This window comes from Paenibacillus whitsoniae (genome assembly GCF_003955665.1).
GTDB lineage: Bacteria > Bacillota > Bacilli > Paenibacillales > NBRC-103111 > Paenibacillus_E > Paenibacillus_E whitsoniae.
Genome location: NZ_RXHU01000004.1, coordinates 68,588 through 83,086, shown reverse-complemented (window position 1 = coordinate 83,086; position 14,499 = coordinate 68,588). Strand labels below are relative to the sequence as shown.

11 protein-coding genes and 1 riboswitch are annotated in these 14,499 nt (G+C 52.3%); of the genes, 8 read left to right on the top strand and 3 right to left on the bottom strand.

The window, feature by feature from the left end:
- The first annotated feature begins 522 nt into the window (after positions 1 to 522).
- From sdaAB to EJQ19_RS00810, 6 genes are all read left to right on the top strand, one after another.
- Positions 523 to 1,206: an L-serine ammonia-lyase, iron-sulfur-dependent subunit beta gene (gene sdaAB / locus EJQ19_RS00835; protein ID WP_126139313.1), complete on the top strand. Its 684-nt coding sequence runs from the start codon at positions 523 to 525 to the stop codon at positions 1,204 to 1,206.
- The gene (gene sdaAA, locus EJQ19_RS00830; protein ID WP_126139312.1) at positions 1,203 to 2,093 is read left to right on the top strand and encodes an L-serine ammonia-lyase, iron-sulfur-dependent, subunit alpha; all 891 of its coding nucleotides are present in this window, start codon (positions 1,203 to 1,205) and stop codon (positions 2,091 to 2,093) included. Before sdaAB ends, sdaAA begins: the two co-directional genes overlap by 4 nt.
- Before the next feature lie 248 nt (positions 2,094 to 2,341).
- Positions 2,342 to 2,953, top strand: a complete 612-nt coding sequence (locus EJQ19_RS00825) for a histidine phosphatase family protein (RefSeq protein WP_241242669.1) — start codon at positions 2,342 to 2,344, stop codon at positions 2,951 to 2,953.
- 143 nt (positions 2,954 to 3,096) lie between these two features.
- Positions 3,097 to 5,157 carry a molybdopterin-containing oxidoreductase family protein gene (locus EJQ19_RS00820; protein WP_241242667.1) on the top strand — a complete coding sequence of 687 codons (2,061 nt, stop codon included), beginning with the start codon at positions 3,097 to 3,099 and terminating at the stop codon, positions 5,155 to 5,157.
- A 46-nt stretch (positions 5,158 to 5,203) separates the two neighbouring features.
- Positions 5,204 to 5,449: a hypothetical protein gene (locus EJQ19_RS00815; protein ID WP_126139311.1), complete on the top strand. Its 246-nt coding sequence runs from the start codon at positions 5,204 to 5,206 to the stop codon at positions 5,447 to 5,449.
- Between the two features lie 194 nt (positions 5,450 to 5,643).
- Entirely contained in the window at positions 5,644 to 8,904 is a 3,261-nt protein-coding gene (locus tag EJQ19_RS00810) for an S-layer homology domain-containing protein (RefSeq protein WP_126139310.1), read from the top strand.
- Between the two features lie 76 nt (positions 8,905 to 8,980).
- On the opposite strand, the gene queF is transcribed toward EJQ19_RS00810, so the two are convergent.
- From queF to EJQ19_RS00795, 3 genes are all read right to left on the bottom strand, one after another.
- Entirely contained in the window at positions 8,981 to 9,481 is a 501-nt protein-coding gene (gene queF / locus EJQ19_RS00805; protein ID WP_126139309.1) for a preQ(1) synthase, read from the bottom strand.
- Positions 9,482 to 9,490: 9 nt separating this feature from the next.
- A riboswitch (PreQ1 riboswitch) is annotated at positions 9,491 to 9,534 on the bottom strand.
- A 71-nt stretch (positions 9,535 to 9,605) separates the two neighbouring features.
- On the bottom strand, positions 9,606 to 10,592 hold the full coding sequence (locus tag EJQ19_RS00800; RefSeq protein ID WP_126139308.1) for a Gfo/Idh/MocA family protein: 987 nt from the start codon (positions 10,590 to 10,592) through the stop codon (positions 9,606 to 9,608).
- Positions 10,589 to 11,593, bottom strand: coding sequence for a Gfo/Idh/MocA family protein (locus EJQ19_RS00795; protein ID WP_126139307.1), 1,005 nt, complete (start codon positions 11,591 to 11,593; stop codon positions 10,589 to 10,591). The genes EJQ19_RS00800 and EJQ19_RS00795 overlap by 4 nt, the downstream gene beginning before the upstream one ends.
- A gap of 143 nt (positions 11,594 to 11,736) precedes the next feature.
- On the opposite strand from EJQ19_RS00795, the gene EJQ19_RS00790 reads away from it, so the two are divergent.
- Together EJQ19_RS00790 and EJQ19_RS00785 are read left to right on the top strand one after the other, a co-directional pair.
- Positions 11,737 to 12,624 (top strand): helix-turn-helix domain-containing protein, encoded by an 888-nt coding sequence (locus tag EJQ19_RS00790; protein ID WP_126139306.1) that lies wholly within the window; start codon positions 11,737 to 11,739, stop codon positions 12,622 to 12,624.
- A 5-nt stretch (positions 12,625 to 12,629) separates the two neighbouring features.
- A complete protein-coding gene (locus EJQ19_RS00785; RefSeq protein WP_164716245.1) occupies positions 12,630 to 14,432 on the top strand; it encodes a cache domain-containing sensor histidine kinase in 1,803 nt (600 codons plus the stop codon).
- Positions 14,433 to 14,499 lie beyond the last annotated feature (67 nt).

Sequence of the window (14,499 nt, the reverse complement as noted above, 5' to 3'; positions counted from 1 at the left end):
AGCCTGCAAATCTGCAGGCTTTTTCGAAGAAAACAACCGATTACGGTAAAATCGCGAAAAAAAGCTGCGCTTTTGCAGGCTTTTCGCATGAATCGGCTAAAACGGAATGAAATTCCTGCACTTTTGCATCTATTCCTATAGAGGAGGTCGCCATTCAACAAACCAGCTCAACTCACAGTTACCACCTACCCAAGTAAGCAAGCCATTTCATCACCCTCAAGCCAACTCATACAAATAAAGCCAATCTCATCACCCTCAAGCCAACTCATACAATAAAGCCAATCTCATCACCCTCGAGCCAACAACGAGCAAACTAGTCAAATCCATCCCCTCCCGCCAACTATCAGCCCAACTCTCCCTCGATTAATTTAGGCTTTAAATCACGCCACACTCCAAATCCAGCTCGGGCACCCCCTCCCCACACCCCTTATTTATCGCCAATTAAAAGATTTGTCTTTTATACACCTGATTCATACAATAGGAGAATATAAGAGAAAATTGGATGAACAGGGGCGCGTTGCCATGCGATTTAAAGATGTGTTTTCCATCATCGGTCCCTCCATGATCGGTCCTTCTTCCTCGCACACAGCGGGTGCAGTGCGGTTGGCGCGGGTTGCCAGGCAGCTTTTAGGCGAACAACCGGACAAGGCGGAGCTGACGCTGTACGGTTCTTTTGCTGATACGTATATGGGGCATGGTACGGATTTGGCGTTGATCGGCGGGTTATTGGACTTCGATACGGACGATCCTCGCATCCCTCGCGCGGCAGAGGTGGCGGAGGCGCTAGGCGTGGAGATTGCTTTTCGCACCAGTAAGGAAAAAGCGGACCATCCCAACACAGTCGGGTTCTTGCTTACCGCGCAACAGGGCTCCGTCAGCATGCGAGGAGCGTCGATCGGAGGCGGCAATATAGAGATTCATAGCGTGAATCAATTCGATGTCAAATTTACCGCAAACTATCCGACGCTCGTCATTTCTCATCAGGATCGGCCGGGGATGATTGCCGGTATCACGACCGTGCTTGGGCGAAGCGGTATCAATATCGGCTTCATGGATCTGGACCGAAAAGGACGTGACGGCGATGCCATGACGGTGATTGAGATCGATGCGCCGGTATCGGAGGATTTATTGGAGGAACTGAAGGGGCTTCCTATGATTCAAGAAATTCAAGTTGTCGATATCGCAGAAAGAGGCGACAAGCCATGAGATTCCGAACACTAAAAGGTTTGGCGGAGCTTTGTGCAGCAGAAGGGGCATCCATTGCCGATATTATGCTTGCCGACCAGAGCAAGGAATCCGGCAAACCTCCTGAATACGTAATGGACAAAATGCGTGCCTACTACCGCATCATGAAGGAAGCGGTGCAAAAAGGTCTGACGGAAGATACGACCTCGCGCAGCGGACTCACTGGCAAAGATGCCCAACGGGTGATGACGTATCTCTCATCGGATGTGCCTTCCCTTGGGGACGAGGCTTGCAAAGCGATGGCGTACGCACTCGCCGTCTCGGAAGTAAACGCCTCGATGGGAAGGATCATCGCGACGCCGACGGCAGGGTCATGCGGGATTATACCCGGCGTTTTCTTCGCTTCGCAGGAGCGGTTCGGCTGGGACGACGACCACCTCGTCCGGGGCTTGCTCACCGCCGGCGCGATTGGCTACGTCATCGCGAACAACTCCTTCGTCTCTGGCGCCGAAGGAGGCTGCCAGGCCGAGGTCGGCTCGGCCATCGGCATGGCGGCGGGCGCGCTCGTGGAGCTGCGCGGTGGAACCCCGGAGCAAGCGATGCATGCCGTCGGGCTTGCGCTCAAGAACACGCTCGGCCTCATCTGCGATCCCGTCGGCGGGCTCGTGGAGATTCCTTGCATCGTGCGCAACGGCTTCGGTGCGGTGAATGCGATGGCGGCGGCGGATATGGCGCTCGCCGGCGTCCGTTCCGTCATCCCTTCGGACGAAGTCGTCCAAGTGATGTACGAGGTCGGTACCGCGATGCCGGAGAAGCACCGCGAAACGGCCAAGGGCGGCTTGGCTCAGACGCCGACAGGTCGGCAAATTATGAAGGAACTGAATTTGGCCAGAAAGAAGCAAAGCTAGGAACATGGCGGAGAGCTACCAGGCTCGCTATTCCCCGGTCGATTCGCGGCCGTAAGGATAGCGGGCTTTTTGCATTGGACGAGGGTTTGGAGGGGGCGAAGCGGATTCAATGAATGCCTGCTTATTTGCAGCTTTCACTTGCAGTATTGGACAGATTTGTTTAATTCCTCTTTCTAAGTACTTTAAATTATTGTATCATCTAATTAGATATATATTTAATTAGATGGTTGTAAAATTACTTGAGAGAAGTGGTGGATATGGGCACAGATTTTTACCTTGTCAGGCATGCCATAAAAGAAAAAAGTATGGGTGATGTCTCCATTACAGCCGATGGTATAAAGCAAGCACATGCGACTGCAAGACATTTTCAAGAAAGGCGTATATCCAGAATATTCAGTAGTCCTCTTAACAGAGCAAAACAGACCGCTCAAATTATCGGAAATGCAATAAGGATGCCTATATTTGAGGATACTCGCTTACGAGAGCGGGCTAATTGGGGAGACATGCTAGGGCAAACTTTTCAGGAATTTGTTGATATGTGGAATCGATGCACCAAGGAAAGAGACTTCTCGCCTCCTGTTGGAGATTCGGCAAGAAGGGCTGGAGAGCGATTATCTTCATTCCTATTCGAAATATCAGCGCAATATCCTCAGGAATGTACGGTCATCGTGACGCACGGTGGATTGATTACAGACTTCTTATTAAATGAGTTTTCAGAAGATGAGCTGAATCTTAAATACCCGGACTTTGTAAGTGAACAGAGTAACTTGGTTCCAGAGTGCTCGATTACAAAAATAAAACATGATGCTGAAGGACTTCACTTGGTGCATTTTGCAAATGTTACTCACTTGTATGGTTAATCTACCAAGGTGTTCACTCGTCCGGACTGACGTGTATCATAATGGTACTGGGAGCAGCGGCACATTAATCCGTGACTCAGACTTTCCCCTTTCCAGCCATTTCAGGTATAGTAGAGAGATGGCATAGAGAAAGGAAGAGCGTCATGCACACAAAGCTTACGACTACCATGAGAGACGAACCGAATGGCGTTTTCCCTTCGGTCTGTCCGCTGGACTGTCCTGATCAATGCGGTCTGCTGCTGCATAAACAGGACGGAAAAATTGTCAAAATTGAAGGAGACCCGAATCACCCTGTCACGCAGGGCGCGATTTGCAATAAAGTGCGCAATATGACGGCACGCATTTATGACGAGAAACGATTGGCCTATCCGCTGAAGCGTGTCGGAGCTAAAGGTGAAGGCCGCTTTGAACGGATCAGTTGGGACGAAGCGATTAAGACGATTACGGATCGCTGGAAAAGCCTGATTGCATCGGAGGGGCCGGAAAGCATTTTGCCTTACAGCTTTTACGGCAATATGGGGCGGATTGGCACGGAAGGGATGGACCGCCGGTTTTTCAACCGGATGGGGGCGAGCCGTCTGTTATACGCGATCTGCGAGTCCGCTGGTACGGAAGGCTACGCGTATACGATGGGCAGCAGCTTCGGCACCGATCCGGAGACGACTCCACAGGCGAAGCTGATCATTATGTGGGGCATTAACGCCGTCAGCACGAACATGCACCAGGTCATGCTCGCGGAGCAGGCGCGCAAGAACGGCGCGCAAATCGTCGTCATCGACGCGCACCGCAACCAGACCGGCCGCTGGGCGGACTGGTTCATCCCGATCCTGCCGGGAACGGATGCGGCGCTCGCGCTAGGCCTGATGCACATACTGTTCGCGGAGGGGCTCGTCGATGAGGCGTTCATGCAGGAGCACACCATCGGTCATGAGGAGCTCCGCACGCATGTGCAGCAGTACGATCCGGCCACAGTTTCTGCGATTACCGGCGTGCCGGAAGCGGACATTTACCGTTTGGCGCGATTGTACGGCGGGACGACGCCAGCTTTTATCCGTATCGGCAATGGCATTCAGCATCACGACAACGGCGGCATGTGCGTGCGTACGATCGCTTGTTTGCCCGCAGTGACGGGGCAGTGGCAGTACCCGGGCGGCGGTGCCATCAAGGGCAACGGCGCCTACCTCGAGCATAATGTGACAGCCTTGCAGCGGCCTGATTTACGGGAAGGGCATGCCCGGCAAGTTAACATGAATCTGCTTGGCAGTGCGCTACTGGAGTTAGATCCGCCGATTTACGCAATGTATGTCTACAATTCCAACCCGGCGCTTGTCGCGCCGTCAGCCAACAAAGTCAAAGAAGGACTACTGCGTGATGATCTGTTCACAGTCGTGCACGACCTGTTCCTGACGGAGACCGCCAAGTACGCGGATATTGTGCTGCCGGCGACGTCCTCTTGGGAGAATACGGATTTCTACCGTTCTTACTGGCATCATTATGTGCAGCTGCAGCTGCCGGTCATTTCGGCATACGGCGAAAGCAAGTCAAACGTCGAGGTGTTCCGCTTGTTAGCGGCGGCGATGGGCTACGAGGAAGAAGCACTGTACGAGACCGAAGAGACGCTCATTCGGCAAGCGATCGACTACCCGCGGAATCCGGCGCTGGCGGACATCACCTATGAGACGCTGCTGGAGCAGTCGTTCATAAAAGCGGGTGTGAAGCCGCTCTTCCCGGGCAGACTTCGGACGCCGAGCGGCAAAATTGAGCTGTATTCGCGGCAAATGGAGCTGAAAGGCTACCCGCCGCTCCCTACGTACATTCCGCTGCCGGAAGACAGCGATCTGCCGTTTCGCTTTATCCCGGCGCCGAATCACAACTTCCTCAATTCGACGTTTGCTCATAACGAGAAGCATGCTCGCATGGAAAAAGCGCCGAAGCTGCATATGCATGAGGCCGATGCCGAGGCGTTGGGCTTGGCAAGCGGCGAGCTTGCTCGGGTATGGAACGAGCGCGGGGAGTGCGAGCTTATCGTGGTCACAGGGCAAGACGTCATGCGCGGCGTCGTCGTCAGCCAGGGCTTGTGGGCGGACCAGCCGGGCGGCAAAACGCGCGTCAACGCGCTGACCCCCGACCGCGTTGCGGATATGGGCGGCGGGGCCGTCTTTTTCTCCGGGCGTGTGAACGTAGAAAAAGCTGCGGGGCAGTAACGCTTCGCGTGTACGGGGCATAGGATGTGGCAGGAGATGATGGCCCATGTCTATCCAGCAAAAGGCTTACATGATGCTGGGCCGCCCCGTCGGCATTTCGCTGATGGACGGCACCGGTGTATCCGGCATTCTATGCAGTGTCCACGGCGGTTCAATCTACGTGATTGAGTACCTGTACCACACGCAATTTGCCACCAAGCACTACACGTTCAATGAAGTTCGAGATATTTTGCCTTTTCCGCACTGTCCGCAGCCCCAGCCGCCGATGCCTCATCCGCAGCCGCTGTATTAAGTAACGTGAACCGTCAGTCGATCCCTCGGGATCGGCTTTTTTGTGTGCAGGGGAAGATGCAGCCTTGTGTAAATCTGAAGTTTGTCCAACTACGACCTAAATAAATGACAATAAATTCCGGACGAAAGAAGGTATGATGGGGGCATCTTTAGTATGTATCCGCTTTCAACGCCAAAAAGATAAGGAGCTTCGTGATGAAAATGAAACGGTACCGACATGTAAAATCGATTTATGGTCTTCTCCTTGTCATTGCGCTTGTTTGTTCAATGGTGCCGGCCTTGCCGTCATCTGTCGCTTACGCAGCTGCAACGAATTTGCTGCCTACTTCCTTAACATTAGGAGGCAACATTAAGGTCAGTTCGCAAAACAGCACGAGAACCGGTCTGCATATCGGGGATGCCATCACCTGGACGCAAGGGTCGAACACGGTTTACTCGCCAACCGGCTCAAATTTATGGGCAGCCATTGACCTTGGCTCAGCCAGTAAAATAGAAGGTCTGATCTTTAACACCTCGACCGATGACGTAAATGCCAAAATTCGCAGCTCCCAGTATGAAGTAAGTTATTCAAACGATGCTTCGTTGTGGAGCAGCTTATCCAGCACCCCTTCCAATAGCGCGATTACTTTTTCGCCGACTGCCGCCGGATGGACCAGTGCCGCGATTGTGCCTACGGCTGCTGAATCCGGTACGGTGTTCAATGCAACGTATAGCTGGAGTCTGGTAGACGGGAAATATACGTCCAACTTAACTTTTAGCGAACCTATCACCGCGCGGTATTTGTTGGTTAATTACACGTTAAAGCCTTCGGTTACGGGACAACTGGGGATTGGACTCTTGCAAATCCTCCCTCCGGTTACGCTCTCCTCTTCTTCAGGAACTTTTTATAAAACCTTGCAAAATCCATTATCCACGCAAATTAGTTTAGACGCGAATACAAGCTTCACGGATATAACGAATGGTCTATACACACTAGTGCAAGGTACGGACTATACAATCGATGCGGACAACGTTGTTACATTTTCAACGACTTACTTAAACGGTCTTAGCGGAAATCAGCAACTGAGCTTTCATTTTTCCTCGAGTCAAGGGGCATCATCCCTTCCGTATGCACTTACTGTGGTCGAAGCAGCTGACTCATCGCTTTCGCCTCAAGGCGCTATTTACATTGGGACATCGCCTTCCGTCATATCAACGACAATGAACCTGAACAGCAACAGGTTTGAAAGCATCAGCGAGGGTGGAGCAACGCTGTCTGCTTCAAATTATACGGTTTCAGGCACGACGGTTACCTTTAATCCAACTTTTTTAAATACACTTAGTAGGGGCGCTCACGCTTTTACCTTTACCTTTAATCAAGGAAATCCTCAAACGTTTATGCTTACGGTATCGGGCAATCCTCCTGCGGCGAACATTGATTATCGCTATTGGACGTTGCAGGAGCCGCTTCCTGGTGGGGCCGGTCAAACCTCCCAAGCTTTGCAAGCCGGATATGCGGATCCTTACTTCTATATTGGTGCTGACGGGAGTCAAGTGTTTATGGACACAGCAGTGGGTGGGACGACGTCTGGATCGGCGCATCCTCGCAGCGAGCTAAGGGAGTATGATCCTGTTGCTGGCGAAAATGCGCTCTGGCTGCCAACAGGGGCTAACGTGATGACGAATACCGTGGCGGTTACTAAGCTCGGCACCTTGAACGGCGTAGGTTGGACGACGATTGGGCAAGTTTTCGATAATGATACGACAACTTTGCTCGAGCTGGAATACGGTTATGACCCTGCGCGTCCCAATGGCAATATTCGAATTCTTTACGAACCAAGCGGCATTAATTCAATTGGGTATCAGTACTTGCCTATTCAAATTCCGTTAAATCAGTATTTCACTTATCGGTTAGCTCTGAATGATGGTGTGTTGTCTGTATATTTGAACGGCGAACTGATCTTTAACGGACAAACTGCCAGCCCTAATCAGGTTGTACCACCGACCCATCGCTATTATTTTAAGGCCGGCAACTACGATCAAACGGCCACAAACGGTCCTGTCAATTATATCCCCTACACGGTCGTTCAGTTTAAGGCGATTGATGTCTATCACGGTCCAACGGCATCCGATAATGCAGATTTGAGTTCGTTAGCATTGTCGAGCGGGACGCTGAGTCCTGCATTCGCGGCCGATATTGGTAGTTATACATCGAGCGTGCCTTATGCGGTTTCGAGTGTAACTGCAACACCAAGCGCAGATGATAGCCATGCCATGATAACAGTGAATGGTAAATTGGCAGCATCAGGTCAAGCCAGCAATGCCATCAACTTGAATGTGGGCAGTAACGTGATCCCAATCGTTGTGACCGCGGAGAATGGCGATACAAAGACGTATTCTGTGACCGTGACGCGAGCATCTGACAGCGATGAAGGCAGCAGCGGCGGTTACACGCCTCCATCTTCGAGCGACACGAAAGTGACCTCGACGGATGGGAAACTGACGCTTACTGCCGGCAAGGCAGGAGAAGTTAGTTTAGGGAGAGAGATGATCGTTACGATTCCTGCAGATGCATCAGGCAAAGAGCTGACTGTGACGATCGAGAAAGTATCGGACACTTTACAACAACAGCTTGTAGCTGGTCAAAAAGAAGTTCTCGCCAGCTCGATCTATGAGCTTTTGAAAAACATCTCGGAAAATTTTGGCAAGCCTGTTACGCTGAGCTTCACCTTTGATCCGTCAATTGTGAAAGCTGATCAGAAAGCATCGGTGTTCTACTATGACGAAACCAAGAAAGTTTGGGTAGAAGTGCCGGGTGGGAAGGTGAGCGGAAATCGAATTTCCGTGGAAGTGAATCACTTTACAAAATTTGCGGTATTTGCCGTAGACCAAACTGCTGAGAAGCCGACAACGGATGGGAAGCAGGAAGCTAGTTTCAGTGATATTGCCGGACATTGGGCAGAGGCTAGTCTAAAACAAGCGGTCAGCAGTGGGATTGTCAGCGGTTATCCGGACGGCACGTTTAAGCCGAATCACACGGTGACGCGCGCTGAATTTGCGGTGATGCTGATGCATGGTTTGAAGCCGCAAGGAGATGGGGATGCACTTGCGGAACTGACCTTTAAGGATTCGGCGAACATCCCATCCTGGGCACAGAAAGCAATTGCGCAAGCGGTTCAGGCGCAGATTATTTCGGGATATGAGGATAGCAGTTTCCGTCCTGATGTGGAAATCACCCGTGCCGAAATGGCGGTGATGATCGCGAATGCATTGAAACTGAAAGTTGAATTGAATGTTGCGACCGGCTTTGCGGACGATCAGGATGTTCCGGCGTGGGCGAAAGGAGCAGTTGCGTGGCTTGCGGAACAAAAGCTTGTTGAAGGGCATGATGCGAATGAGTTCGCTCCTACGGCTTCGACCACAAGAGCGGAAGCGGTGACGGTTATTTTGAACGCATTGGCTATGAAAAGCAAGTAATAAGGATCTCGGCAGCCACTAGAAATCTACGCAAAAAAGCCCGACCAGCCCAAAGGGCGGCCGGGCTCTTCCTATTCTACCGGTTATCAATCTTCTCCGGATACAGATCGTGATTCATCAAGCGGTGCTCCGCCATCGCTTCATATTTCGTCCCCGGACGGCCGTAGTTGCAGTACGGGTCGATGGAGATGCCGCCGCGCGGCGTGAATTTGCCCCACACCTCGATGTAGCGCGGATCCATGAGCTTGATCAGGTCGTTCATGATAATGTTCACGCAATCCTCGTGAAAATCGCCGTGGTTGCGGAAGCTGAACAGGTACAGTTTGAGCGACTTGCTCTCCACCATTTTGATCTCAGGGATGTAGGAAATGTACAAGGTGGCAAAATCCGGCTGGCCCGTCACAGGACACAGGGAGGTGAATTCCGGGAAATTGAATTTGACAAAATAGTCCCGATTCGGGTGCTTGTTGTCAAACGCCTCGAGCAGCGTAGGGTCGTAGCTGAAAATGTACTTCGTCCCCTGGTTGCCGAGCAGCGAAATGTGCTGTAAATCTTCGTGGCTTCTTCCTGCTGACATGATAATCCTCATTTCATAGTTTTTTAGAGAGGGAGTTCGCGAACCTCTTATAAACCTCTTTCTATTTTCATAAAAAATGTATCATACTCAGCAGGAAAATGCACCTTCCCGTCGCTGGCAAACCTTACAAGACGACCGGCTGCCCTGACGCCACGGAGCGATAGCCGGCAAGTGCGACCGCCGTGGAACGCAGTCCATCCTCACCGGTGATCGGCACCTCGGTGCCGTCGAGCAGCGCTTGCACAAAGGCTTGCATCATGTGTGCGTCCATGTTGTCGCCCCAGAACGACCAGACGCCTTTGCCGCTGTCGATGCTGTACAGCTCGTTCTTCTGCGCGAAGCTGTCGACGGCGATCGTTCCCTTCGTTCCGACGATGGTCATCGTCACATCGCCCCACGTCGGGAACGCCGGGTTCCGCGACCAGCTCGTGTCGAGCACGCCAACCACGCCGTTGGCGAACTTGACGTGAATCATCCCGGCATCGTCAACCTCCAGCCCCTCATGAAACAGCGTGTCCGCATGCGCGAACACTTCCTTCACCTCGGAGCCGGTGAACCAGTTCATCAGGTCCATGACATGGACCGTATGATCGAGCAAAGCGCCGCCGCCGGACAGGCTTGGGTCGACGAACCAGCCGGAAGGAAGCGACCCGCGGTTCGTGCCCTTGATGGCCACGATGTCGCCGATTTCTCCGGCATCGACGGCTTTTTTTGCGGCGACGACGGCGGCCAGGTAGCGGCAAGGGAACGCCGTCATCAACTGGACGCCGCTCTCGCGGCACGCCGCGATCATCGTTTCCATCTCGCTGACGGACAAGCCCAGCGGTTTCTCGCACATCACGTGCTTGCCGGCCTTGGCGGCGGCGATCGTGATTTCCGCGTGGCGGGCGTTCTCCGCACAGATCACGACAGCGTCGATGTCGGCGGCCAGGAGGTCCGCATGCCGCTCATAGTAAGGCACGCCATACTGTGCCGTCACGGCCGCAACGCGGCTCGCGATCTCGTCGGCGATGCCGCGCACCTCGACATGGGGCAGCGCGCGCAGCGCCTCCAAATACGAAAAAGCATGGCCATGCGCGAAGCTGATCATTCCGATTTTTAGCGTTGTCATGCGGATTCTCCTCCCTCCGGCTTGTTCAAATAAACAGCCTTGCCGGTACGCACGGACTCGCGCGCGGCAAGCACAATCTCCAGCGCCTGATACGCATCATGCGCGGTAACGACCGGCGCCTTCCCGTGACGGAGGCAGTCGATAAAATGCGCCAGCTCGATGTCATACGGCGAGTGGTAGCCCGGGCTTTGAGGCACTTCCGCGAAGCGCCGCTCTTCACCGGGATGTGGCGCCTTCACGATGTGCAGCGAGCTGCTCTTTTGACTGTCGCTGCGGAGAATGCCTTTGCTGCCGGCGATTTCCACTGCGGTCTGGAAGGGGCCCTGATAGCCCCAGAACGCCTCCAGGTTGGCGATGGCGCCATTCTCAAAATGCAGCGTCACCAGCGCATAATCCAGCTCTTCCGTGACGCGGTTCAAGGCGTAAACGGACTTTACTTCACCCAGCGCCCAGCGGAAGAAGTCGATATCGTGAATCATCAAATCGGCAATAACGCCGCCGCTTTTCTGCTCATCTTTGAACCAAGGGCGGGCGTCGCCGGGGTGTGAACCAATCCGTTTGGCATGGACAACGCCGACACGGCCCAATTTGCCCTCATCGATGGCCTGCTTCATCCCTACATACTCCGGGAAAAAACGCACTACGTGGCCGACGTACAACTGCACGCTGTGCTTCTCGCAAGCTGCGATCATCGCAAGGGAATCGTCCGCCCCCAGTGCGAGCGGCTTTTCGCAAATGACATGCTTTCCGGCTTCCGCCGCTTGAATGGCAAACGGTTTATGCAAAAAACTCGGCAGTGTTAAGGAAACCGCCTCAAACTCCGCTTCCCGCAGCATCGCCTCGAACGAGGTGAACGCACGCGCCCCTGTCTCCGCCGCCAGCTCTTCCGCTAACGCGTTGTCCACATCGCATACGCCGACAAGCTCGACGTCCGGCATTTGAACGTAACTGTGGGCATGGATCCGCCCCATGCCACCGCAACCGACTACGGCTACTTTCATGCCAATTCACCCTCCTGAAAACTTTAAGGTATAATAGCTTCTAACATAGCTTAATGATAGGCTGCCGGATCGCGGACGTATATGCGGGCATTTATGTTTTTTGTATCCAAATTTGCACTTGCTGTGATAAGGGGAATGCTGTCATGGAAATTTTTCAGGAACCGATTCCGTATCAGAATCCGTCGCTGTGTATGAAAGTATGGAGATTTGCACAGACGGGCAGGGCCGAGTACGAAGCCGACCTCTGGCATTATCATAAAGAGATCGAGTTCGTCCTTGTTGAACAAGGTGCGCATGAGATCCATACACCGAATCAGGTGTATCGGTTAGGACCGGGCGACATCGCGTTGGTCGGGGCGTCGCAATTGCACAGAGGGCGCAAGCCGGGCGAGGAAGAGCTCGTCTACATTGTGCTGCACGTCGATCTGCAGCCGTATTTTGATCCGGCGATGATGAACTATTATCGCAATTTTATGGAGATTTTGCGTCCGCTTGACGATTTGAATTATATATTTCAGGAAAATGCGGTGGCTAAAAAGGAGATCGCCGAACTCATCGTTCGCATCCATGACGAGGTGATGGGTAAACGCAAAGGATATGAAATCGCTGTCTCCATGCATGTTCAGCATATGCTGCTGCTCCTGCTGCGCTTTGACGAACGGGAGCAGCTGGCGGTGGAATCCCCGGTCGACCGGGACACGGATGTGCTTCGCGAGCTGGTGCAGTATGTGGACGGGCATTTGGCCGAAAAAATCGAGATGAGCGAGGTCAGTCGGATGGCGGGGATGAGTTATACGTATTTTTCACGTTTTTTTAAAAAGAAAATGGGCGCCTCGTTCACCGACTACGTGAACCGCAAACGGATTGCGAAGGCCGAGCGGCTGCTCGTCACAGAACATCGCAGCATCGGTGCGATAGCCGAAGCGGTCGGGATTGAGAATATGGCGCATTTTTATGAGCTGTTCAAACGATTTAACGGGTGTACGCCGAAGCAGTATTTGCGCAAGCTGAATGTGGAGCGGGAGGGGTGATGGATATGTACAGCAAGCTAAGTTTACGAGTGCGGCTTACCTTATCCTATATTGTGCTGATCGTTATTTCCATGACAGTGCTGGGGGTAGGGTATTATGTGAAAAGTTCGCAGGTGATTCTCCAAAATGCCAGCGGCACGTATCTCGGTTTGGTGAAAACGAGCAACAAGTCTTTGGATGCCAAATTTGCCACCGTCGAGCAAAGTGCCGTCAATATGCATCTGGATGAGGACCTGTTCGAACTTTTTAATACGACGGACTTGCAAGCGAGATATTTGAATTATGAAACGGATCGCAAGATCACGAGAATTTTGCAGAAATATTTTCCTACATCGGAAGACGTCTACTCGGTGAACTTGGCTACGAAGGATTACATGTTCGGCGGCAACCCCTTTTTCTGGATTCCGAAGAAAGATTTCTCCGCCTCCGACATTTATCAAACCGGCCTGCAGGCTGTGGACAGAACGGTATGGATTCCCACCTATAACTTGCTGGAAAAGTACTTCGCCTCTACGGCGACCACAAGCAGCAAAGATCAGTTTGTTTTCACCGCCACGCGGCTGATCAATTTGTCGCGGGTCACCAACAACCTGCTGAAAGCGATGGACCCGCAGGCAGAACGGCCAATTTTGCTCGTTAATTTCCAAGAATCGATGATTACCAAGGCATTCCAGGAAAGCCTGGTTGTGCAGGGGTCCTACTATTATGTATTTACGAAGGATATGAAAATCATCTCTACCTCAGACCGCTCGAACGCGCCGTCTTTACAGCAAGAATGGATGCGCAGCCTGCTTACGGATAAAAGCGGGACGCGCTATCTGAAGGTCAACGGTGAAAAAATGGTCGTCTGCTTCGATCAGATTGCCACGACGGGCTGGACCTCGGCAGTGCTCATTCCTTATGACAATTTGCTGAAAACGGTGCCGAATATGTTCAGCTACACGCTCTATTCCACCGTGCTGATTCTGGTGCTATCCATTTTTTTGGCATCCTTCTTCTCCAGCCGGATCACGATGCCGCTCAAAAAACTGCTATGGGGGATTAAACAGAGCGGGGAGGGGAATTTTAACACAAGAATCGATACGCAAGGGGCGAGCGAAGTCAACCTCATTATTCATCGCTTTAACCAAATGAACGATAAAATTCAGATTTTGATTAAAGAAAACTATGAGACGAGCTTGAAGGAGATCGAGGCTGAGCTCAAAGCGCTGAATTTTCAATTCAACCCGCATTTTCTGTACAATACGCTCAACATTATCAATTATTTGGCGATTGAAAACAAGCAAACGGTCATCAGCAAGATGCTGGTGGAGCTGTCGGAAATGCTGGAATATACCGCCAAGAAATCGGGCGAGGTCTCCTTCAGAGAAGATGTGAGCTATTTGAAAAGCTATGATTACATCATGAAGCAGCGTTTTGAAGATAAATTTCGAATCGAGTATGACATTGACCCTGATCTTTACCGCTACACGGTGCCTAAGTTTTTCTTGCAGCCTTTCATTGAAAATGCCATTATTCATGGGCTGGAAGATTGCGAGGAAGGCGGCTTGATCCGTGTGTCGGGTCACATTGCGGAGCATCTGCGGATTTTCACGATAGAAGACAACGGGAAGGGAATGGAAGCATCGGCGATATCCCGTATTCTCGCTCTTTCGGAAGCTGCGGGGCACGGCAGCAGCAAATCGGTCGGGATCGAGAATGTGCATAAACGGGTCAAGCTGATTTACGGGGAGCCATATGGCATAACGATTGAATCCCGGCTGCAGGCAGGTACGAAAGTGACAATTACCTTGCCTTTGCCTAACTAACTTGCCTCTAGCGCGGCCGTTCGTTTCATAGCGGCTGAGCTAGAGGTTTTTTCCATACAGAGTGGAC